Consider the following 20,961-nt stretch of genomic DNA (forward strand, 5'->3'; position numbering starts at 1 on the left):
ATTACCGCTGCCCAAGCAACAGTGTTTTACTTAACATTTGCTTCGCTGCATCAGCAACTTGCACATTGGTTTGATAAGAGCGTGAGGCAGAAATCATATTAGCCATTTCTTCAACGACATTAACGTTAGGTTTGTAGATATAACCGTTTTCATCCGCACTTGGATGGTTTGGGTTATATTCAATTTGTAGCGGTTTATCACTCTCTACAATGCCTAGTACTTTAACGCCAACAGACGACCCCTGATTACTGCCAGTTGATTCTGATGCTTTCATCAGCTCAGCGGCAAAAACAGGGTGACGCGCTCGGTACGTTTTGTCTTGGCTTGAGCTAATGGTATTCGCATTCGAAATATTACTCGCGGTTGTATTCAAGCGCACATTTTGTGCACTCATGCCACTACCTGAAATATCAAAAACGTTATATAAACTCATGCTTATGCTCCTTGACCACCGAGGGCTTTTTTAAGGCCTGAAATTTTACCACTCATAAACTGCAGGCTTGCCTGATACTCTAATGAGTTCTTTGTATACAAGTTTCGTTCCACTTGTATATCAACTGAGTTACCATCACCTGTATCTGCTTGATTTAGCGAGCGAAACATTTCACTATTACCAACATAACGACTGCCACCGGCAATGTGATTTGCATCCGTTGTGACCATGTTATTGCCGCCTTGTTGGTGGCTTTTTGCCGCTTTTAATGCTGAGGCAAAGTCGATGTCTTTCGCTTTATAGCCCGGCGTATCAGCATTAGCGATATTGGTTGCTAATAACTCTGCACGTTGCGAACGGATCAACATTGCATGAGGATGAACCCCAAATGCTTTATCAAAACTGATAGCCATAACCATCTCCAAAAAATTGACTTAGGATGTTTAATGCAAAAGGTGAGCCAGTTTAACTAGCTGCTAGGGAGATAAAGGTCTAGGGGAGCAACTCGGTGTTTACATTACTTGTAGGGAGTGGCTTGCCAGCGCGTTTACGTTAAATATAGGAACTAGGTTCTAGGGAAGTGACTAGCCGTTAGGATCCTAAAACCGAGCAGTTGGAAATTCATGGCTAAAGCCATTTCCTACGGTGTGTCTGCTCATTTACCCACATTCACTTCTCTTTGTGCAAAATATATCTTTAAGTGATTGATTCACCATAGAACAGCGAGTTAAGAAGTTAAGAGCTCGCTACGCTTATGCGCAATGATTGTAAGAATAGGCACTAGGTTTTAGGGAAGTGACTAGCCGTTAGGATCCTAAAACCGAGCACTTGGAAATTCATGGCTAAAGCCATTTCCTACGGGTGTATCTTGTGCAAAAGAGCTTTATTTACACAAGATAAACGCGAGCCTAGTTATAGGGGCAGTAAGGTCTTAATTTTAAAATATTATTTCTTTTGATAAATAATACCGGGGTTGCAACGCACCATATCAAATTCGTCACTTAAGCCCGACATCGATTCCGAGGCCCCTAAGAATAAGTACCCTTTAGGATTAAGCGCCTGCGCGAATTGCGCAATAATTTTTGCTTTAACTTCTGGAGCAAAATAAATGAGTACATTACGGCAAAAAATAATATCGAATTTACCCATTAACGCATATGAATCCAACAAGTTGAGATGGCGAAAACTGACCAATTTCTTGATTGAATCATTCACTTGCGCCATACCATTGCCGCTATCTTTGAAAAACTTTTTCCTACGCTCTATCGACAGCCCGCGCGCTAAAGCAAGCGAGTCATATTCTGCATGCTTGCACATATCCAACATGGTATTAGAAATATCGGTACCGATGATCTGAGCGCCCATTTTTAACACGCCTGGCTGTTTAGCTTGAAACTCAGCAACCGACATTGCTATAGAGTACGGCTCTTGGCCTGACGAACTTGCCGCAGACCAAATTTTCAGCGGCCGACGTAACTCTTTATATTCTGGAAATAATTTACTTTGTAGTAGTTCAAACGGGTATTGATCCCGAAACCACAAGGTTTCATTGGTGGTCATAGCATCAACTACTGCGGCACGTAACTGCCGCTCATGTGGGCTCAGCGTTTTACTAACTAGTTGCGACAATGATGCGACATTAAAGCGTACCATTAGCGGAGCAAGTCTGCTTTTGACTAAATAAAGCTTATTATCACCTAGCACAATACCGCATTGTTGCTCTAAAAAAGAACGAAACTGATCGTACTCGCGTTGCTCTAAATGCTTATTTTCCAAAGTTACACCGCCTTTTCAAATTAGTCACAATGAACCCATTTCTTCACTGCTGTCGCTAATTCATCCGGGTTGAACTTAGCAATAAAGTCATCAGCGCCCACTTTTTCAATCATCGCCTGATTAAATACGCCACTAAGTGATGTATGCAAAATCACATGAAGTGGGGCGAGCTTAGGGTCTGCTTTAATTTCTGCCGTTAAGGTATAGCCGTCCATTTCTGGCATTTCAACATCAGAGATCAATAACCCTACTCGCTCGGTAATATCGTTTTTACAATCTAGCTCGGCAATCTCTCGTAAACGTATCAGCGCTTCTTTACCATTTTTAGCAAGCTCTGTTTGCACGCCTAATGGTTCAAGCGCGCGTTTAACTTGATTACGAGCAACCGCAGAATCATCGGCAATAAATACAATGCGCTCACCTAAGTCTTTTTGGATCTCGCCGTCGTTTGCTATTTCAGCACTGACTTCGGTATTTACCGGACAGATTTCATTTAATATTTTTTCAACGTCGAGAATTTCTACTAATTCGTTTTCAATTTCTGTTACCGCAGTTAAATATGAATAGCGACCCGCTCCTGATGGCGGTGGCATTATTTTTTCCCAATTCATATTAACGATTCGTTCAACACCACCGACTAAAAAACCTTGCACAGAGCGATTATATTCAGCAATGATGATAAAACTATCTTTAATATTCTCGATCGCTGGGCCACCTACAGCCATCGATAAATCGATAACTGAAATAGTTTGCCCACGAATGTGCGCGACCCCTCTTATGTAAGGGTTTGACTTTGGCATATTTGTTAAAGGAGGGCATTGCAGTACTTCTCTCACTTTAAACACATTAATACCAAAGCGCTGCCGCCCTCTGAGCTTGAATAATAATAATTCAAGGCGGTTTTGCCCAACCAACTGAGTACGTTGGTTAACTGAGTCTAAAATGCCTGCCATTTCAATCTCCTAAAGAAAGCGAATAATAACGGAACAATAATTGCTTTCTTTTTGTAAAGCTACATAACTACATGGGAGCGTCTGTTTATTGACGCTAAATATTTATACCCTGTTTTCAACCATAAGCATAGTCGAAACATTATGAGTTTGTTAAAAAAAAGCCGAAGATACAGTGTTTTTTATTTTCTTGCTAGCCTATGCCTAGTTGCGCCACTGGCTGCGCAAACTTACAGTAAAGAGCAACTAGAGGAACTCGCTGTATCTTATGTATACGATCAGCTTGATCCTGCTACCGCAGATGATAAACAACTTAACGCTTTAAGTTTAGATAGTCGCATTCCTGATCGCAGTTGCGAGAATGCGCCCTCCTATACAATTCCAACCGAGCCTCCTTTTAATCGGCAGATCACCGTACAAATTAAATGTGATGATTTAAATGGCTGGAGTCAATACGTGCACGTGCGTATGATTGAGCTCTCCCCTGTTATCGTCGCCAGTGAAAATCTAAGTCGTGGTGAAGTGATTGAAGCTCATCATTTGAGTCTAGTTATGAAACCAAAACATTTTGTTCGCGCACAATATTTACAAGACGAAGAGCTGTTGATTGGCAGCCGCAGTAAACGTAATATACGCAGCGGCTACCCCGTTGCTTTAAATCAAATTTGTATGGTCTGCAAAGGGGATAATGTGACTATCTTTGCGACCATTCGCGGATTAAAAATAAAAACTTCCGGTTTAGCCCTAGAAGATGGTACTTTAGGGGAGCAAGTTAAAGTAAAAAATGCAAAATCAGGAAAAGTTTTAAATGCCCGTGTTGACGGCGTTGAGTCTGTGCAGGTAATTATCTAAATTTTCGCATTTATGCTAAAGTTTCTAATGTGTATGCCGATAACTAGGCATAAGTTGGGTAACGTATAGGTTAAAATCATGGTAAGCCAAGTAAATAAAGGTCAGCAACAGGCTAATGTGTTGACCAATGCTAAACAGCAAAAGGTTGATTTGCAAAACAATAATGCAAATACTGCGCAAGCAAATGCCCCTAAAGCAGCTGCTGACTCAGTGAGTCTAACTCCTCAAGCTCAGCAATTAAAATCATTACAAGATAAGGCTCAACAGTCTTCTGGTTTTGATAGTAATAAAGTTGCTGAACTTAAAAAGGCCATTAGTGAAGGTAAATATCAAATTGATGCTGAAAAGTTAGCCAAAAATATCGCTGCATTTGAGTTTGACGTGTATGGCTGATCACAACAGTTTGATCTGCTCTAAACTTGTTATGCAGCTCAATAGTTTAACATCGCTGGCTGATATCTTAGATGATGAATTAACAGCTATCGCCTCCCGTCGTGGTGAGGGCTTAAAAGACATCGCGAAACAAAAGCTTGGTTTTTTGAGCCAAATACAAACCTTAGATAAAGAACTTAAAACTTTACTCGCAAGTAATGAACTCGAATCTACCGAAGTCACAGACTTGATTGCTGACGTACGTAAATTATTAGAATCATGTAAAAAGAAAAATGATGTTAATGCTCATGCAGCCCATCATGCCCAATTAACTGTAAAACAGTTAAAAGACATTTTAATTGGCGTGCCAACGTCAACAACCTATGACCAAGGTGGTAGTGTTGTCCACGGTAACAGCAAAATCGTCCATAATTTAAAAGCGTAGTGCTCGCTCGTAGAAAATATCCTTTGTAATTTCCTTTCCTGTTTTTAGCAATACTTTTATTAAGCTAGCAACTTATTTATTAGACTGCCCCCAACTCCTAGTTAACCTGAGCTTCGGATAAGAAATTACTAATTTAAAGGAACTAAATGCTCGTTCCATGATCCGATCATTCGACCAAGAGTGATTAGAACAAAAAGGAACGAGCATGAACAAGTTAGTTGAAACGTACTGTGATGTCGATGATTTTTCAAAGTTATTTTTCCCAAGCTGGCAGCGTATATTGCTCGAAAATGGTGAAATTAAACGTCGAAGAGCATGCCGCTTATCTCCGTCAGAGGTGATGACTATTATCATCCATTTTCACCAGTCACATTACAGAGATTTCAAAAACTACTACCTTCACTATGTTTGCCGTCAACTTAAAGCCTATTTTCCAGAGTTGCTGAGTTACACAAGGTTTCTCGCGCTTATGCCTAGTGTGGTGGTTCCGATGTGCAGTTACCTCACATCAAAACTTGGCAAGCCCACAGGTATACAATTTGTTGACTCCACTAAAATAGAAGTGTGTCACATCATCAGAGCTAAAAGAAATAAAGTGTTTGAAGGCGTTGCTCATCATGGAAAAGGCACTATGGGTTGGTCATATGGATTCAAACTACATTTAATAATTAATCATTTAGGTGAGATTGTGGCGCTAAAGCTCACAACGGGCAATGTGGATGATCGAGAGCCTGTTTCTGATATGGCGGACTCTATCTTCGGAAAACTCTATGGCGACAAAGGTTATATCAGCAAAGCGCTCTCTGGTGAGTTACTAGAAAAAGGTGTCGAGTTAATCACGACGGTTCGAAAGAATATGAAGAAAAAATTTATTTCATTGTGGGACAGGGCTTTATTGAAAAAACGATTTATAATCGAAACGGTGAATGATCAATTGAAAAACATTTCTTACATTGAACACTCTAGACACCGCAGTATGCATGGCTTTATGCTAAATTTACTTGGTGGATTAATTGCCTATTGCCTAAAAGAGGAAAAGCCGTCATTAGATTTAACATCGCAAGAACTTGAAATTTTAGAGAGTAATAATCTAATGTTGGCTTAACCAGATCTCAGGTTAATATATTTAGCGATGGCGTAATCTTCGCAATCACCAAAACCTTTACCTAAGGTTTCGAGCGGCGTTGCCCAATAGTCATTTTGTTGCCAAAGCTGGATATCAGTGCGGTAGCGTAAGTTGCGCGCAAAAAAATCATTTACGATTAAAATTTTTTGTTGTTCAGTTTTATTCTGCGATTGGACTAACATTGTTTGCCAATTGCGAGCGACGGCTACACGAGCAGGGCCAAACTGTTGGTTCATTTTTTCTAAAAAGGTATTAAATTGGATAGGAAGACGGTCAGCATACACAAGCGTGGTAACAAGTATTAAAAGCAGCACAAAATGCAGTAACGGGCGATTACTCCATTTACTCAAAGATACACAACCAGAGCGAAAAGCCCTCACAGAGGCAACCTTGAGTAGGTCACTAAAAAACGCGTCGAGTTTCTGCTTGCCACAATCTTTATTCAATAAAAAACAGTAAATAAAGCATAGCACTGAAGCGTTAACAGTGAGATATTTTAGTCACTATTTTGTTGCTTATTAAAGCTAAATAGCAACAAATGTATTAGAGCTTAGTAATAGGTTACTTTTTTCACTTCGCGAGGTTTTATCTCGCCGATGTATAAATCATGCACCCGTTTCATATCAAGCTGTAACTCGGTTGCGTAGGTATCACCTACCGCGTAACTCTTAATCACTTGCGCACCTTTGATTATCCCTTGCACTTGGCTTTGCAATTGATCATTTTTTGCAATACTGCCTTGTACCGTTGTGCCTGCGGTGATCTTTTGCCCATACACTTGCTCTGCAAGCTCACGGTAGGCTTCAAGTTTTGATGCTTTTATCGCCATTAATGAACGTTGTGATTGATTATCACCTGGCTGCGCACTAATTGGCGCATAACCGACCGCTTTTAAAATCGGGTAGTTATCTGGCTCTATATACTTATATTCAACATGTTTATCAAAAATACTGCTGCAACCAGCTAAACCTAAACTTGCTAGTAGACAAATTGAAATCACAATACGCATGGCTTCTCTCACGCTTAAACGAATCATTAATTGCTAAATCAATGCACGATCAATGCCATAATTAACCCCTTTACTGGTTTTAAACGCTCAACTCATACAATTGGTACAGTCCTTGCTCTGTTACTTCTAATAGTAAATGCTAATAGCAAATGTATGATCATGGGGTTTGGGAAATGAAGCGAATTATATCAACAGTAGTCATCGCCAGCAGTTGGCTGAGCATCAGTCTATTTTCTCCCAATACAATTGCGCAGTGGTATGAATCAACCGGTCACGCGAGTATAAAAAATGGTGACATCAGTGGTGCTAAATCCGCGGCTATCAAAGATGCCATCACCCAAGCTTTAGTGTTTTCAGGCGCACGGGTAAGCTCAATGCAAACCTTAGTAGATGGGGTGTTAACCCAAGATCAACTAAAAATAAACAGCCATGGTGAAATTCAAAAAATAGAGATGATCAGTGAAGATCGAACATCTGACCAATTTGCTATTACGTTACGCTTAGATATCTTCCCACAACAAGAGCACTGCCCTGCAAATCAATTTACTAAATTTGTTGCGATCACCCAAACACAATTGATTAATCGTGAACAGGCTCGTATGGGTCAAATTTTTGACATTGATAAAGCCACCAGCGAAGCTTTGTATAAAACCTTAAGTAAATCGGCGATGAATGCTAAGCCAACCGCTTATTTTAACTTTCCGATCCGGGTCAGCGAATTTTTTAATCAGCAATACGACTATAGCAACGCCCTATTAGAAGAGATCTCGAGCCGTAGTAATTCGCAATATGTGTTACTCAGCCAGATTGTTGATATTTCTAACAGCGACAAGCTCAATAACAGTTATGCATTTTGGCAAGACGAAACCTATCAACGCTCTTACAAGGTTGATTTTGCTTTATTTGATGGCACCACGTATGAGCGACTATGGCAAAAAAGTTATCGCAGCCAAGCAATTTGGCCATTTGAAAAAACTAAAATTATTGATGTATACAGTGAAAAGTTTTGGAGCTCAGATTACGGCCAAAACATTGCAGATATAAACCAGACTGTAAGCTACGACTTACAAGCGGCGATGGCCTGCTTAGAAACCCAAGGAAAGATTCTACACATTGAAAACAATAAGTTGATCATTAATTTAGGCACAGCTCATGGTATAGAAAAAGGCCAACGTTTAAGTATTGCTCATCATAATTATTTAACCGATGCGGCAGGAAACAAAATGCCCCATCTGATCACCACACTTAATCAGCTACAAGTAGAGCAAGTTTATAAGCAAAGCGCAGTTGCCGTAAGCGTTGATCAACAGCCGCTGCCTAATATTCAAATCAATGATGTTGTTGAATTGATTAGTTCAGAGCCTTAGCCACTGCGCAAGCACCTCAATACCCGCTAAATGTGGGTAATGTTTACGGCATGCCATTACAACATTGCGCTGCTGAGTAGGAAAAATTGGTAAATAACTGATCCCTGCTCGTGCAATACAGGCTAGCTTAGGCACAAAGGTTACTCCGTCATCCATTGCCACTAAAGCTAATAAAGTTTCTAAACTGTTTCCTTGATACTCATTTGATACATCAACGCCTGCGGCAAAACAAAATTGCTGTGCCTGATCTTTAAAACAATGACCATCACTGAGCATCAACAAATTACAGGCTTGCAACTCATCCAAGGCAATTTTGCTGCGTTTTGCAAGGTTGTTTTGGGTTGACATTGCCACCAAAAAGTCTTCTTTGTATAAATTAACTGTATGATAAAGCTTAAGTTCAGGCACATCTGCTAAGATAGCCACGTCTAACTCACCATTATCCAACGCAGTTAAAATGGTGGCAGTTTGCATCTCAACAAAAGCAAATTGACTCTCTGCAAATGCTTCTTTCATAGAGGTAAGCAAGGTTGGTAATAAATACGGGGCAATTGTTGGAATAATGCCTATTCTTACTTTACCTTGAAGTGGCGCACTCGATGTGGCCGCTAGCTCTTTTAATATTTGGGTTTGCTCTAAGATCACTTTTATTTGTGATAACAAACGTTCACCCTGCACCGTTAAAGTAACTTGCTTAGTAGAACGGTCAAATAAAGTTACCCCTAACTCCTGCTCTAATTTTTTTACTTGGCCACTGAGCGTCGGTTGGCTTACATAGCACGCATCGGCAGCTTTACGAAAATGCTTAAAGTGCGCAATTGCTTTTACATATTCAAGGTCTTTTAAATTCATAGCAAACTCACAACTAATCGGTAATACCTATCATAGTAATATAAACAAACGATTGGAGCTATTGTAACTTTCACGACATAATGGCTATCAACAAATCAAGAGGAACTAAAAAACATGTTAAACAATATTGAAGGTCAAACAATTCCACAGGTTACATTTGCAACTCGCGTAAACGACGAATGGAAATCAGTAACTTCTGACGACATTTTCAAAGGTAAAACCGTTGTTGTATTTTCACTACCAGGCGCATTTACGCCAACGTGTTCATCAACGCATTTACCACGCTACAACGAGCTTGCTGGTGTACTTAAGCAAAATGGCGTTGACGACATCGTGTGTGTATCAGTAAACGATACCTTTGTAATGAATGCATGGGCTGAGCATCAAGAAGCACAAAACATTACCTTATTGCCAGACGGTAACGGCGAATTCACTGACGGCATGGGCATGTTAGTTGATAAAAACGATTTAGGTTTTGGCAAACGCAGCTGGAGATACTCTATGCTGGTAAAAGATGGCGTTATCGAAAAAATGTTCATCGAACCTGATTTACCAGGCGACCCGTTTGAAGTATCTGACGCAGATACCATGCTTGATTACATTAACCCTAAGCAGGTTAAACCAGAAGCAGTAAGCTTATTTACTAAACCAGGTTGCCCGTTCTGTAAAAAAGCAAAAGCCTTACTAGAAGAAAAAGGCCTAGTTTACGAAGAAATCACTATGGGTGCTGGCGCCTCACTAACTAGCCTTAAAGCAATATCAGGCCGCGAAACCGTGCCACAAGTATTTATCGGCGGTAAGCACATTGGTGGCTCTGACGATTTAGAAAAATACTTTGCTAAATAAGTAGTTTTATAACCCTCATCAAACTAAAAAAAGGGGCGTTAACGCCCCTTTTTTATTAAAGGACAACACTATGAAAGAACTGCAAACAGACGTTGTTGTAATTGGTGCTGGCACCGCAGGCTTAAGCGCATATCGCAATGCTAAACAACACACTAACAATGTACTAATGATTGAAGCAGGCCCATACGGTACAACCTGTGCGCGTGTTGGATGTATGCCAAGCAAGCTTTTAATAGCCGCAGCCGAAGCCGCTCACTCAATTGAAGTAGCCCCTGCATTTGGTGTACACAGCTCAAAACCAACTATAAACGGTGTTGAAGTAATGGCCCGGGTACGTAACGAGCGCGACCGTTTCGCAGGCTTTGTAGTCGAAGCCGTAGATGAGTTACCAAGTGAAGATAAAATCAAAGGTTACGCAAAATTTCTAGACACTAACCGCGTACAAATTGACGACCATACCATTATTACCGCTAAGCGTTTTGTAATAGCTACTGGCTCACGCCCTGCTTACCCTGGCGTATTTAATAACTTTGGCGACAGACTGATCATTAACGACGACGTATTCAATTGGCAAGATTTGCCAGAATCTGTCGCTGTTTTTGGCCCTGGTGTAATTGGCCTTGAAATTGGCCAAGCCCTACACCGCTTAGGTGTTAAGGTAAAACTATTTGGTGTCGGTGGCGCGATTGGCCCAATTACCGACCCTGTTATAAAGGATTACGCAAATACTGTATTTGCTGAAGAGTTTTTTGTTGATACCGATTCAAACGTCTCTGACATGCAACAAGTGGGCGATAAAGCCCAGCTTAGCTATGTAGACAAAAACGGCAACAAACAAACCGAACAATTTGATTACGTGCTTGCCGCTACAGGCCGCGTACCAAACACCGACAAGCTCGGCCTTGAAAACACTGGTATTGAGCTTGATGAACGCGGCGTACCAATCGCGGATAAACACACAATGCAATGTGGCGATTCAAACATATTTATAGCAGGTGATGCCAGTAACATGATCCCACTACTTCACGAAGCAAGCGATCAAGGCACTATTGCAGGCCAAAACGCAGGGCGATTCCCTGATGTGCGTAATGGCCTTCGCCGCGCTGCAATTGCCGCTGTATTTAGCGACCCACAAATTGCTATGATTGGTGAAACATATAAACAAATAACCGAGCGTTTTGGTGAATGTGGTTGTTTTGAAATTGGTGAAGTCAGCTTTGAAAACCAAGGCCGGAGCCGCGTAATGTTGAAAAACAAAGGCCATATGCGTTTATACGCAGAGCAAGGCACAGGCTTATTTTTAGGTGCCGAATTTATTGGCCCACAAGCTGAGCATATCGCCCACTTACTGGCATGGGCTGTACAAAACAAAATGACCGTACCGCAAATGCTCGATATGCCATTTTATCACCCAGTGATTGAAGAAGGCCTGCGCACCGCACTGCGTGATTTAAACGCCAAGCTTAAATTTGGCCCAGACATCATTAACCAATGTATGGAATGTGGACCGGGGAACTAGGTTGCTAGGTTGCTAGGTTGCTAGGTTGCTAGGTTGCTAGGATAAAAATATTACCAATAATCAAGGAGGTCTAGGCCTCCTTTGGTATTATTGGTTAACTCTATCACCATGACTTGGCGGCGTTGAGGTAACAATAAAAACCAAATCCTCCTCACCATAATTACATAGTAGATGAACAACCCCCGCAGGCACATGCAAGCCCTGCTGCGGATTTAATATGTGCGTTTCAGCTTCCACTATCAAACTAGCCTGCCCATTAAGTACAAAAAAGAACTGCTCTGCAAACTCATGCTTATGCAACTGCTCACAACAGCCCGGCGGCACTCGCTCTTGGATCACACTCAATGCCGCACTTTTCACCAAATGCCAACCATCGCAGTTATCACCCCAGTTATAATGCTCAGCGTTTTCTATTGAAATAGGCATTGCCATATCTTCGTTATCCCTTAAAAACGACTGCACAACAAGGTAAAACATCACAGTTTAAAATGGTAGTAAATTTAATTCATACAACATAATAACTAGGCTTAGTTCTGGCTATTATGTAAAACATAGACCTCGCAAAACACCTCATATATTTATAGAATAATAGCCCACTTAAAAGGAGTTATTATTTTGATGAACAATATAGAAAACTTTGAACAAACCCTATATTTAGACGCGAAAGCAGGATTCACTAAAATTGTACAAGATCACGGTAACGATCTTTATGTACTCGGGTTTTATCACACTGGAAGCTACAGCCTGCTGCCAATGTTTAATACTTTATCCGATTTAAAAGAAGTCTTTGAAGAAGAATACGATAGCAAAGAGGATGACTTTTTATTAGCAAAATGGAATCCGGATGACTTTCCTTCACTTGAAACCTACTCTGAATACTTTGCCAGCACTGAAGAAGCCTGCTATGAACTCAATGATACCGATTTCAGTGTAACTCATGAACAAGCACAACAGCACTGGCAACAATGGTTACAAGTATTAGAACGCGTGTTAATTCGTCTCGACACCGAAGGCATGTTTGCAAACGGTATTAATCGTAACAAAGTCACCTTAGCAATACTGGCTTACGATGAAACCGAGGAAGAACAGTTTTCACGTATTAAACGCATAAATCCGCCCGCAGTTTTAGCAACGATTCAAACAGATTTTGCAACAATGATTGCCAGCCGTAACGAGGCAGAGCAATTAGCGATGGCAGAATTTGAGCGTATTCTACAAGAGCGTTAGTTTTTAGAAATATGTGAGTAAGTCAGTATTAAAAACTAACCCTGTCAAATTATTATCGTTAACTAATTTTTTGAAATCGTCGGTGCAGTAAAGTGACAGACCTGATTGCATTTTCGATTTAAAAATAAGCTTATTGCTTATATCCTCATCATCAAAAACAAGTGATTTTAACCCATCTTCAAAGCCATCTAGGTATGCTCTTTCTGTTAGGCTCAAATCCTCTTGAGCAAATATTAATGGATTGAACAAATATAAGTTATCACCATGAGGATGTAACTAATTTTGTGTAAATGCCTATCATAATTTACTCTATCAAGAGTTTAAGGATTAGGCGATGAACATGAATAAAGAAGAACTTGAAGCGTTTGCAAAAGAAGCAGCTAAAAGCATTAAAACACCTGACGATTTAAATCAATTTAGTCAGATGTTAAAAAAGATAACCGTTGAAGCCGCACTTAATGCAGAAATGGATGAACATTTAGGCTATCAAAAACACAGTAAATCCACGAGCAGTAATAGCCGAAACGGTAAAACAAGTAAGCGTATCAAGACAGAAGACGGTGAGTTTGAGCTTGATACGCCCCGCGACCGTGAAGGCTCTTTTGAGCCGCAGCTTGTTAAAAAGCATCAATCTCGATTCACCTCAATGGATAATAAAATTTTATGGCTGTATGCCCAAGGAATGAGCACACGCGATATCGTGAATGCTTTTCATGAGTGGTATGGCGCTGATATCTCTCCCACATTGGTGTCACGTGTTACCAGTGCTGTTATGGAGCAGGTCACTGAATGGCAATCTCGCCCCCTGGATGCGATTTATCCTATTGTTTATTTGGATTGCCTGGTTGTAAAAATACGCCAAGATAAGCGCGTTATCAAAAAGTCTATTTACCTTGCTTTAGGTATTAATATTGACGGCCATAAAGAATTGCTTGGCATGTGGATTTCAGAAAATGAAGGGGCTAAGTTTTGGTTGAGCGTGCTCACCGAATTAAGCCAACGGGGCGTTGAAGATATCTTAATCGCGTGCGTAGATGGCCTGAAGGGATTTCCTGATGCAATTAATACTGCTTACCCGCAAACTCATGTTCAATTGTGTATAGTGCATATGGTTCGCAACTCATTGAAATATGTCTCATGGAAAGATTATAAAGCCGTGACGGCTGATTTGAAGCTGATTTACCGCTCGTCGACAGAAGAGGAGGCGTTGCTGGAGTTGGAGCGATTTGCAGAGAAATGGGACAATCAATATCCTCAAATAGCAAAGTCATGGCGTGCGAATTGGGACAATTTAAACACGTTATTTAATTATCCGGATGCAATACGAAAAGCCATTTATACAACGAATGCCATTGAGTCACTCAACAGCGTTATTCGCCGAGCGATTAAAAAGCGTAAGATATTTCCAAATGACGACTCTGCGAGAAAAATGATTTATTTGGCAATAAAAGAGGCATCGAAAAAATGGACGATGCCAATTCGTGACTGGCGAAATGCAATGAGTCGTTTTATCATTGAATTTGAGGAACGACTCAGCAAGCATATTTAAAATGTAAAACGGGCAGTTACACAGAATCCGTTACAGGCTCTATCACCATTAGTCTTTAAATCAATGAACTCACCAAATTCACTTAAAGAGGCATTTAAGCACTCATAAGCAGGTTCATTCAGCACTAAAAATGAGCCGTATAAATTAACGTCATAATTTTGCTTTTTTGCCCTTGGTTCATGCTTACATTCAAAACCATTAGGAGATAGCTCTGATAATGTAGCTTTTCCTTTAGGGACATCATTCATAACGATTTGAATAATATTATCGCTCAAAGGCTTATTCGAGTTCTTAACTATCTGTTTTGACATTTCCATTATATCAAGGTTAATTACATCGTAAGCATTTGTTGGCTTTCTTAATTGATATACATTCATATGCCTTTCCACTGCTTATCTATTTTCTCAAATATTTTACTTGGCAACGTACCAGTCCTAATTGCAACTTTTACATTTCGAAGTTTATTCATAAATAAAGCTTTATTTGCATTCATGTCACCACCTAAGCTACCACCTATCCATGATTCATAATTATATCTATGTATTTTTCTGTGAGGTGGCGCATCTTTTGTAGCCCAGTCATGAGACTTATTTTTAACAAAGTTAATAAGCCAAATACCATTGTGTGGATCGTTAATTCCTATACCTGCCATATGAAGGTTTAACCTTGCTCGTAATATGGCTTGTTGGTTATATCGTCCTTTACCTGAAATTATATGATGTGCTTCATGCTCTTTTGTCGGCTTAGGTTCACCAACTGAAAACAAGAAACGCGCAAGTATATTTGTTGGATGATGCTGTTCTTCCGCAAGTTCAAACTGCGCAGACGATGAATTTAATTCTCGGTATTCCTTGAGTGCTATTTGCGCAAATGATACTGATTCGATGCGTTTTTTCTCTGCTTGTAGATGATCATAATCTTTAACTAATTTTTTTAACTTCTCAGCATCTGGATTCTGTTTGTTAGCCTCGTCATGGTACTTTTTTGCTTTTAATTCGAAGTTATAAATAGCCATTGCTAGCGGAGATGGATCTGAAGGGCGTTAGGGTCTAGGGTACGTTTTTTGTAATTGCATAGTAAAATAGTCCATTATTTCAATGTGGTGAATTTAATATAGCCCCAGCCCAAACGCAAGCCATTTTATAATTACACATATTATAAACCACTCCAAAATGTAGCGGTCAACCTAATCTAGAAGCATACTTAAGCACTTTTTAATAACCTTATTTCACATTCTCGCCCACACACATAGCTTACTTCGCAACAACTTTGTCACTATGACTTAGTGGTGTTGAGGTAACAATAAAAAAGTAGTGTTTTAATAAATATAAGTTCACCACACTTATTCGCGCATAAAAGTGTGAAAACCCGCACTTATTCGCGCGTAAAAGTGTAAAAACTTGCATTTATTCGCGCAATAAAGTGTAATTAATCATCTAGTGAGTAATGTGAGACCTGCCATGCAACGATTAATTTTAGAAAAGTTATTAAATTGGAAATCTAAACCAGCACGAAAACCATTATTAATTGATGGCGCTCGCCAAACTGGTAAAACTTATTTATTACAAACTCTGTTAGGCAGTACTTTTGCAAACGTGATTCGAATCGATTTTTTAGAATCCCCACAAATGAGCGAAGCGTTCGAGGACTCGTTATCACCCGATGACGTACTATCTAATATTGAGCTACTTACAGGAAAAACGTTTGACCCTAATACAGATCTACTGATCCTTGATGAAATAGGCGAATGCCCTAAAGCAGTCACATCTCTCAAATACTTTGCTGAACAAGCGCCGCATATGCACATTGCCGCCAGTGGTTCTAATATCGGTTTATTAAACTCCTTTCCGGTAGGTAAAGTGGAGCAACATAATCTGCGCCCTCTCACATTTCGTGAGTTTCTGATCGCCTCGAAAGAAACCGCTCTAATTAAGGCATTTGCAGCACAAACAAACTCAAGTGCAGCACATAGTAAATTATTCTCAAAACTCACTGATTATTACTTTACTGGTGGTATGCCTGAGGCTGTAAGTACATGGTTCGATTTATCTGATCACAGTATCATTGACCGCGTTCAAGCTGTAACTGACATTCATAAAAACTTAGTACTGGGCTATCAACGAGACTTCGGCAAATACTCAGGAAAAGTAGATGCAGGTTTAATCGAAGCTGTATTTAATAATGTTCCAGCACAGCTATCATCAGTGATGGATGAATCGGTTAATCGCTTTAAATTTAAAGGGATGCACGATAAAAAATCTCGCTATGGTGATTTTGAAAGCGCTATTTCTTGGTTAAATAAGTGCCGCTTGATACTCAAAAACCACCCTATTGACGGCACACCTAAAAGCCCATTAGCAGCATATAAAAAAGACAATATCGTTAAGTTATTTCTTTTTGATGTCGGCTTATTAAATCATATGCTAATCATTGGGTATAAAGAGATAAAACAACAAGGCTATGAATACAAAGGCTTTGTGGCGGAAAACTTTGTACAACAAGAACTTGCTGCACAAGGCATTGACCCAACATATTCATGGGGTGATGCAAGAGCGGAGATCGAATTTGTAGCCTCTGATGACGAAGGCAACATACTGCCTATCGAAGTAAAAAGTGGTAAACGCACCAAAGCAAAATCACTACAATCGTACATAAATAAATGCCAGCCCATCAAAACAATTAAACTCACCGGCACGCAAGGTTCATCACCACTGGAGAAGGAATATATTGTCCTGCCGCTCTACTACAGTGAATATGTAGTAAGCAAACACCTGAGGCTGATAAATTGATAAAAGATAGACCTCTCAAACTTCATTACGATATAAATGAAGAGGCTGGCGAATGCTCGCAAAGCTCATATCAAACACCAATACAAAGCCAAAAATTACCTTTAGCTAGCCATTTGCAACATTGGCAAAGAGTGTCTTATCTGGAGTTCTGTAAATAACTGTACTTAATAAAGCCATTATTGCTTTCTTAGTCAGCTTTGAGCGAGGAACTGTCGTTGAATAAATTAATCAACTGGCATATAAAATTTGCCACTGTTATAAGTTGCTTTAGAATATAAGCAAGCGATGTTGCGGTAGAAAAATTGGCAACTTGCCTTTTAATAAACTGCTAGAAGTATAAGGGAATTATGGTGTATATTTGTAAGAGTTGCATTGAGATTGATGCAGTACAACGAGAGATTGAGAAACTAAGCGTAGGTAAGAAAGTTTGTGATTACTGTAATTCAACTAATCTCGTTGCTCCGAAAGACAGCATCTTTTCATTCATAGAGAATAATTTTTTTGAATCACTTGTCCACATTGATGAATGCAGTGCTCATGAGCGCGCCTCTTTTTGGGGAGGAAGTAATGATCTCTATGTTAAGGAAATCTGGGAAATCATTAACGATCTAGAATTGAATAACGAACTCTTAGAAGAAGACTTAACTAAGTACTTAACACAAGGTCTTTCCATTCATGATAACCTTTTTACACTAGATGACGGGACATTAGAAAACAATTCCTATCAAGATAAATGGCTTAACTTTATTGACTCCATATCACATGGTAAGCGATTTTTTAATATTGAAGTCAGCCAGTTCTTAGATGACTTATTCTCTGTATTACATAAAGAAAATCATATTAATGAGGCTATATGTACGGTATTAGACCCAGAGGTTTCATTGTATCGTGCACGTATCGCAAATACTAAACTCGAACGTGAAAACATCATAAGTGATCCATCAAGGCAGTTAGGTGCAGTACCAGCCTATTTAGCCAGTGACCAACGAATGACACCAAGTGGCATATCAGCATTCTATGCATCATCTGATCGAGATACATGCTTTAGTGAGGTTCGCGCTATTACTGGTGATTTGGTAATTTCTGGAGAGTTTACTGTTAACCGTCCACTGAAATTCTTAGATTTACGAAAGCTTGAAGAGATAAGCAAAAATAAATATCACCCTTTTGAACCAAATTATGCAAAAAATTCACATAAAAGTGCTTTTTTAAAGCAACTAATGTTTCTTTTATCAAAGCCAGCCTCGAAGAGACAAAACTCTAGTTACCTAGAAACTCAAGTTATATTTGAATATCTAAGAGTCAATTTTGGTGACGACATTTCAGGCTTGGTGTTTTCATCGGTACAAACAGGTCTAGAGGGGCTTAATGTGGTCTTATTCCCTGAAAAGTCGAGCGTCAGCCTCTATACGTACCATGAGGGGCAATCAATGGCGTTTAGCGAATCGCATTATCCCGAGCTTGGCTTTTACGCATATTCCAAAAGCTCGACTAGTGAAACTCAAATAAAAGATCATAAATCTGATTTATCATTTGTAAGCAATAGCTTGGAATTACACTATATCGAAGCAGTGAAAACAGTTGCAAAAAGACAAGATATATTTATAAACCACGGTGAATTATAATTCTAACAAAGCGTTTAAGACTGATTACTAACGGCGGCTTCTGGCACTTTGGCGAAGTTCGGCTTAGAGCGAAAAGCAGACAAAAAAAGAGTCGATTCGTTCAAAAACAAATGTCCGCAACACTTTCATAGGTGAAATTTACATGAGCACGGAGAATTTCAATGTCCCTTACTTAAATCCAATTAATGGTTTAAAGGAAAGGGCATTTCTATCAAAGTATTAGCACCGAAAGTCCTTCGCCATGCTGTTGGAGAGACTGCATGTTTTTGTTTAAAATGTAACCTAAATGAAGTGGCGGTTTGAAATCCAACCCGTTCAGCGATTTGTTCAATCGACAATGCGGTGAGTTCTAACAATTCACGGCTGCGCTGCAAGCGCTCATTCACTAACCATTCGACAACAGTCATCCCGGTTGCCTTTTGAAACCGCCTAGTAAAGGTACGTCTACTCATCCCAACTACAGTAGCAAGTTCATCGATACTATGTGGTTTGGCGATGTTCTCACGCAGAAAATCGATCAGTGTGTTAATTTGAGCTTCCGAAGTCGAGCGAGCGATTGGGTGTTCTATAAATTGTGCCTGCCCTCCCTCACGATGGGGCGGAACCACCATTAAACGGGCAAATTTGTTGGCAATTTTCACCCCAAAAAACTTTCTGACGATATAGAGGCAACAATCTAAACTTGCCCCTGTACCAGCTGAGGTAATAAGCCGCTGGTCTTCGCTATAAAGCGCATTGGTGTCTAACTGGATTTGGGGAAATCTGGTTTTAAAATCCTGCTCAGCTAACCAATGAGTACAGGCTTTTTTCCCATCCAGAATACCTGCGTAGGCTAAAGCATAAGTGCCGTAACAAAGCCCTACCAGATAAGCCCCTCTGTTGTAGGCTTCTCGCAACGAATAAAGCATCTGAGCACTGGGTTTTTCATCCAGCTTATGCCAGCCGGGTACAATAACCACATCCATTGTTGCCAGCAGCTCCAGCCCTCCGTCAGGTTGAACAAACATACTCCGCTCGGCGTTGATGGCGCTGCTATCGGGTGCAATTAGAAACAATTCAAACAGCGATTCTTCAGGGAGGATAGACCCAAAAATCATATAGGGTACAGAAACATGAAATGGGCTGAAGGAAGGATAAAGCACCAAGCCAATTTTTAGTTTTGTCATAGCGTCCCCGCAACGTCTGAAAGTTTGAATTCTACTGATGTGGCCCAATACTTTCGAATATTGTCATTTAGGTCAGTTTTTGTCAATTGTATTGTTCTTTATCATAGCCACTGTGTTGAACACCTCACTTAGTTGATATGGAGAACAGAGATGAACTTAAGAACCTTAATGTCCAGTCTAATAGTTGGTAGCGTTTTGTTGACCGGGCCTGCATTAGCTCAGGCAACGCCGGATAAAAACACGCCAGCCCACAAGCAGACACAAATCCAGCTGGTGCGAAATGCGACACTCAAAATTAGCTATGCGGATACCACCTTTCTGCTCGACCCTATGTTGGCGAAAAAAGGAGCTTATCCGGGGTTTGAAGGCACCTACCGTAGTACGTTAAGAAACCCATTGCTGGAATTACCTATGTCTGTTGACGAAGTCATTTCCGGAGTGGACGCCATTATTGTCACGCACACGCACTTGGATCACTGGGATGAAGCCGCACAGCAATTACTGCCTAAAGATCTGCCAATATTTGTGCAGCATGAAGCAGATGCAGCATTAATCAAATCGCAGGGGTTTAAACAGGTTACTGTCATCCATGATCGCACTGAGTTTGAAGGTATTACATTGACTAAAACCGGTGGTCAACATGGTACGGACGACATGTACGCAGTTCCGCAATTGGCCGCTTTGCTTGGTGAAGCAATGGGCATTGTATTTCAGGCTCCCGGTTACAAAACAACATACGTGGTTGGGGATACGATCTGGAACGGTGTTGTAGAACAAGCTTTAAACAAGCACCAGCCGGAAGTTGTGATCCTGAATACCGGCTATGCACAGCTTGAGGGATTTCCAAACTCTATTATCATGGGAAAAGAAGACGTGACTCGAACCAAAAACATTGCACCTCAAGCAACCATTATTGGCGTGCATATGGATGCAGTGAACCATGCAGCCTTGTCTCGTAAAGAACTGAGAGAATTTGTTAAAGCCAATAGCCTGACGCAAAGTGTCAAAGTCCCAAACGATGGCGAAATATTGAAGCTTTAACAAGCCACAGGATCAAT

The 20,961-nt window shown here is 40.3% G+C and carries 23 protein-coding genes; 12 read left to right on the forward strand and 11 right to left on the reverse strand.

What is annotated here, in order from left to right:
• Position 1: 1 nt before the first annotated feature.
• The 4 genes from flgC to NDQ71_RS06510 form a co-directional block, all read right to left on the reverse strand.
• Positions 2-433: a flagellar basal body rod protein FlgC gene (gene flgC, locus NDQ71_RS06495; RefSeq protein WP_301562461.1), complete on the reverse strand. Its 432-nt coding sequence runs from the start codon at positions 431-433 to the stop codon at positions 2-4.
• Between the two features lie 2 nt (positions 434-435).
• Entirely contained in the window at positions 436-846 is a 411-nt protein-coding gene (flgB, locus tag NDQ71_RS06500; RefSeq protein WP_301562462.1) for a flagellar basal body rod protein FlgB, read from the reverse strand.
• 532 nt (positions 847-1,378) lie between these two features.
• Complete coding sequence (locus tag NDQ71_RS06505; RefSeq protein WP_192540973.1) at positions 1,379-2,209, reverse strand: protein-glutamate O-methyltransferase CheR; 831 nt, start codon at positions 2,207-2,209, stop codon at positions 1,379-1,381.
• Between the two features lie 20 nt (positions 2,210-2,229).
• Complete coding sequence (locus NDQ71_RS06510) at positions 2,230-3,162, reverse strand: chemotaxis protein (protein ID WP_064666493.1); 933 nt, start codon at positions 3,160-3,162, stop codon at positions 2,230-2,232.
• Between the two features lie 141 nt (positions 3,163-3,303).
• Here NDQ71_RS06510 and flgA point away from each other — a divergent pair, with 141 nt between their 5' ends.
• From flgA to NDQ71_RS06530, 4 genes are all read left to right on the forward strand, one after another.
• Positions 3,304-4,011 (forward strand): flagellar basal body P-ring formation chaperone FlgA, encoded by a 708-nt coding sequence (gene flgA, locus NDQ71_RS06515; RefSeq protein ID WP_064666492.1) that lies wholly within the window; start codon positions 3,304-3,306, stop codon positions 4,009-4,011.
• A gap of 78 nt (positions 4,012-4,089) precedes the next feature.
• On the forward strand, positions 4,090-4,404 hold the full coding sequence (gene flgM, locus NDQ71_RS06520) for a flagellar biosynthesis anti-sigma factor FlgM (protein WP_016710622.1): 315 nt from the start codon (positions 4,090-4,092) through the stop codon (positions 4,402-4,404).
• Entirely contained in the window at positions 4,397-4,828 is a 432-nt protein-coding gene (flgN, locus tag NDQ71_RS06525) for a flagellar export chaperone FlgN (protein WP_192540974.1), read from the forward strand. The genes flgM and flgN overlap by 8 nt, the downstream gene beginning before the upstream one ends.
• A 205-nt stretch (positions 4,829-5,033) precedes the next feature.
• A complete protein-coding gene (locus NDQ71_RS06530) occupies positions 5,034-5,933 on the forward strand; it encodes an IS982 family transposase (RefSeq protein WP_033103763.1) in 900 nt (299 codons plus the stop codon).
• On the opposite strand, the gene NDQ71_RS06535 is transcribed toward NDQ71_RS06530, so the two are convergent.
• Both NDQ71_RS06535 and NDQ71_RS06540 read right to left on the reverse strand, forming a co-directional pair.
• The gene (locus tag NDQ71_RS06535) at positions 5,930-6,334 is read right to left on the reverse strand and encodes a transglutaminase-like cysteine peptidase (RefSeq protein ID WP_301562463.1); all 405 of its coding nucleotides are present in this window, start codon (positions 6,332-6,334) and stop codon (positions 5,930-5,932) included. The two genes, NDQ71_RS06530 and NDQ71_RS06535, sit on opposite strands and share 4 nt — an antisense overlap.
• Before the next feature lie 170 nt (positions 6,335-6,504).
• A complete protein-coding gene (locus tag NDQ71_RS06540) occupies positions 6,505-6,963 on the reverse strand; it encodes an LPP20 family lipoprotein (RefSeq protein WP_192542993.1) in 459 nt (152 codons plus the stop codon).
• Positions 6,964-7,136: 173 nt separating this feature from the next.
• Here NDQ71_RS06540 and NDQ71_RS06545 point away from each other — a divergent pair, with 173 nt between their 5' ends.
• A complete protein-coding gene (locus NDQ71_RS06545) occupies positions 7,137-8,330 on the forward strand; it encodes a flagellar assembly protein FlgT (protein ID WP_301562464.1) in 1,194 nt (397 codons plus the stop codon).
• On the opposite strand, the gene NDQ71_RS06550 is transcribed toward NDQ71_RS06545, so the two are convergent.
• Positions 8,319-9,182 carry a LysR substrate-binding domain-containing protein gene (locus NDQ71_RS06550; protein WP_301562465.1) on the reverse strand — a complete coding sequence of 288 codons (864 nt, stop codon included), beginning with the start codon at positions 9,180-9,182 and terminating at the stop codon, positions 8,319-8,321. The two genes, NDQ71_RS06545 and NDQ71_RS06550, sit on opposite strands and share 12 nt — an antisense overlap.
• A 114-nt stretch (positions 9,183-9,296) precedes the next feature.
• On the opposite strand from NDQ71_RS06550, the gene NDQ71_RS06555 reads away from it, so the two are divergent.
• Complete coding sequence (locus NDQ71_RS06555; protein ID WP_064666481.1) at positions 9,297-10,028, forward strand: glutathione peroxidase; 732 nt, start codon at positions 9,297-9,299, stop codon at positions 10,026-10,028.
• A gap of 70 nt (positions 10,029-10,098) precedes the next feature.
• Positions 10,099-11,547 carry a dihydrolipoyl dehydrogenase gene (locus tag NDQ71_RS06560; RefSeq protein ID WP_192542997.1) on the forward strand — a complete coding sequence of 483 codons (1,449 nt, stop codon included), beginning with the start codon at positions 10,099-10,101 and terminating at the stop codon, positions 11,545-11,547.
• Positions 11,548-11,634: 87 nt separating this feature from the next.
• On the opposite strand, the gene NDQ71_RS06565 is transcribed toward NDQ71_RS06560, so the two are convergent.
• Positions 11,635-11,979, reverse strand: a complete 345-nt coding sequence (locus tag NDQ71_RS06565; RefSeq protein ID WP_301562466.1) for a cupin domain-containing protein — start codon at positions 11,977-11,979, stop codon at positions 11,635-11,637.
• Between the two features lie 186 nt (positions 11,980-12,165).
• On the opposite strand from NDQ71_RS06565, the gene NDQ71_RS06570 reads away from it, so the two are divergent.
• On the forward strand, positions 12,166-12,774 hold the full coding sequence (locus tag NDQ71_RS06570; protein ID WP_192542999.1) for a DUF4303 domain-containing protein: 609 nt from the start codon (positions 12,166-12,168) through the stop codon (positions 12,772-12,774).
• Between the two features lie 340 nt (positions 12,775-13,114).
• Complete coding sequence (locus NDQ71_RS06575; protein WP_192543251.1) at positions 13,115-14,323, forward strand: IS256 family transposase; 1,209 nt, start codon at positions 13,115-13,117, stop codon at positions 14,321-14,323.
• Here NDQ71_RS06575 and NDQ71_RS06580 read toward each other — a convergent pair.
• Positions 14,320-14,700, reverse strand: a complete 381-nt coding sequence (locus NDQ71_RS06580; protein ID WP_301562467.1) for a hypothetical protein — start codon at positions 14,698-14,700, stop codon at positions 14,320-14,322. The genes NDQ71_RS06575 and NDQ71_RS06580 overlap by 4 nt on opposite strands.
• On the reverse strand, positions 14,697-15,338 hold the full coding sequence (locus tag NDQ71_RS06585) for an AHH domain-containing protein (RefSeq protein WP_301562468.1): 642 nt from the start codon (positions 15,336-15,338) through the stop codon (positions 14,697-14,699). Before NDQ71_RS06585 ends, NDQ71_RS06580 begins: the two co-directional genes overlap by 4 nt.
• A gap of 445 nt (positions 15,339-15,783) precedes the next feature.
• Here NDQ71_RS06585 and NDQ71_RS06590 point away from each other — a divergent pair, with 445 nt between their 5' ends.
• Positions 15,784-17,112: an ATP-binding protein gene (locus NDQ71_RS06590; RefSeq protein WP_301562469.1), complete on the forward strand. Its 1,329-nt coding sequence runs from the start codon at positions 15,784-15,786 to the stop codon at positions 17,110-17,112.
• 347 nt (positions 17,113-17,459) lie between these two features.
• Complete coding sequence (locus NDQ71_RS06595) at positions 17,460-18,737, forward strand: RES family NAD+ phosphorylase (protein WP_192543001.1); 1,278 nt, start codon at positions 17,460-17,462, stop codon at positions 18,735-18,737.
• A gap of 182 nt (positions 18,738-18,919) precedes the next feature.
• Here NDQ71_RS06595 and NDQ71_RS06600 read toward each other — a convergent pair whose 3' ends face one another.
• Positions 18,920-19,903, reverse strand: a complete 984-nt coding sequence (locus NDQ71_RS06600) for a GlxA family transcriptional regulator (protein ID WP_086998162.1) — start codon at positions 19,901-19,903, stop codon at positions 18,920-18,922.
• A 150-nt stretch (positions 19,904-20,053) separates the two neighbouring features.
• Between NDQ71_RS06600 and NDQ71_RS06605 the strand changes: the two genes are divergently transcribed.
• The gene (locus NDQ71_RS06605) at positions 20,054-20,944 is read left to right on the forward strand and encodes an MBL fold metallo-hydrolase (RefSeq protein ID WP_301562470.1); all 891 of its coding nucleotides are present in this window, start codon (positions 20,054-20,056) and stop codon (positions 20,942-20,944) included.
• Positions 20,945-20,961: the final 17 nt, after the last annotated feature.

Origin of the sequence: Pseudoalteromonas sp. KG3 (assembly GCF_030436385.1) — a bacterium.
Classification (GTDB): Bacteria; Pseudomonadota; Gammaproteobacteria; order Enterobacterales; family Alteromonadaceae; genus Pseudoalteromonas; species Pseudoalteromonas prydzensis.

Bases quoted from the DNA above. Each gene is read 5' to 3' on its own strand.
- flgC (WP_301562461.1), bottom strand. From the start codon at position 433: ATGAGTTTATATAACGTTTTTGATATTTCAGGTAGTGGCATGAGTGCA.
- flgB (WP_301562462.1), bottom strand. From the start codon at position 846: ATGGCTATCAGTTTTGATAAAGCATTTGGGGTTCATCCTCATGCAATG.
- NDQ71_RS06510 (WP_064666493.1), bottom strand. From the start codon at position 3,162: ATGGCAGGCATTTTAGACTCAGTTAACCAACGTACTCAGTTGGTTGGG.
- flgA (WP_064666492.1), top strand. From the start codon at position 3,304: ATGAGTTTGTTAAAAAAAAGCCGAAGATACAGTGTTTTTTATTTTCTT.
- flgM (WP_016710622.1), top strand. From the start codon at position 4,090: ATGGTAAGCCAAGTAAATAAAGGTCAGCAACAGGCTAATGTGTTGACC.
- flgN (WP_192540974.1), top strand. From the start codon at position 4,397: ATGGCTGATCACAACAGTTTGATCTGCTCTAAACTTGTTATGCAGCTC.
- NDQ71_RS06530 (WP_033103763.1), top strand. From the start codon at position 5,034: ATGAACAAGTTAGTTGAAACGTACTGTGATGTCGATGATTTTTCAAAG.
- NDQ71_RS06540 (WP_192542993.1), bottom strand. From the start codon at position 6,963: ATGCGTATTGTGATTTCAATTTGTCTACTAGCAAGTTTAGGTTTAGCT.
- NDQ71_RS06545 (WP_301562464.1), top strand. From the start codon at position 7,137: ATGAAGCGAATTATATCAACAGTAGTCATCGCCAGCAGTTGGCTGAGC.
- NDQ71_RS06550 (WP_301562465.1), bottom strand. From the start codon at position 9,182: ATGAATTTAAAAGACCTTGAATATGTAAAAGCAATTGCGCACTTTAAG.
- NDQ71_RS06555 (WP_064666481.1), top strand. From the start codon at position 9,297: ATGTTAAACAATATTGAAGGTCAAACAATTCCACAGGTTACATTTGCA.
- NDQ71_RS06560 (WP_192542997.1), top strand. From the start codon at position 10,099: ATGAAAGAACTGCAAACAGACGTTGTTGTAATTGGTGCTGGCACCGCA.
- NDQ71_RS06565 (WP_301562466.1), bottom strand. From the start codon at position 11,979: ATGGCAATGCCTATTTCAATAGAAAACGCTGAGCATTATAACTGGGGT.
- NDQ71_RS06570 (WP_192542999.1), top strand. From the start codon at position 12,166: ATGAACAATATAGAAAACTTTGAACAAACCCTATATTTAGACGCGAAA.
- NDQ71_RS06575 (WP_192543251.1), top strand. From the start codon at position 13,115: ATGAATAAAGAAGAACTTGAAGCGTTTGCAAAAGAAGCAGCTAAAAGC.
- NDQ71_RS06580 (WP_301562467.1), bottom strand. From the start codon at position 14,700: ATGAATGTATATCAATTAAGAAAGCCAACAAATGCTTACGATGTAATT.
- NDQ71_RS06585 (WP_301562468.1), bottom strand. From the start codon at position 15,338: ATGGCTATTTATAACTTCGAATTAAAAGCAAAAAAGTACCATGACGAG.
- NDQ71_RS06590 (WP_301562469.1), top strand. From the start codon at position 15,784: ATGCAACGATTAATTTTAGAAAAGTTATTAAATTGGAAATCTAAACCA.
- NDQ71_RS06595 (WP_192543001.1), top strand. From the start codon at position 17,460: ATGGTGTATATTTGTAAGAGTTGCATTGAGATTGATGCAGTACAACGA.
- NDQ71_RS06600 (WP_086998162.1), bottom strand. From the start codon at position 19,903: ATGACAAAACTAAAAATTGGCTTGGTGCTTTATCCTTCCTTCAGCCCA.
- NDQ71_RS06605 (WP_301562470.1), top strand. From the start codon at position 20,054: ATGAACTTAAGAACCTTAATGTCCAGTCTAATAGTTGGTAGCGTTTTG.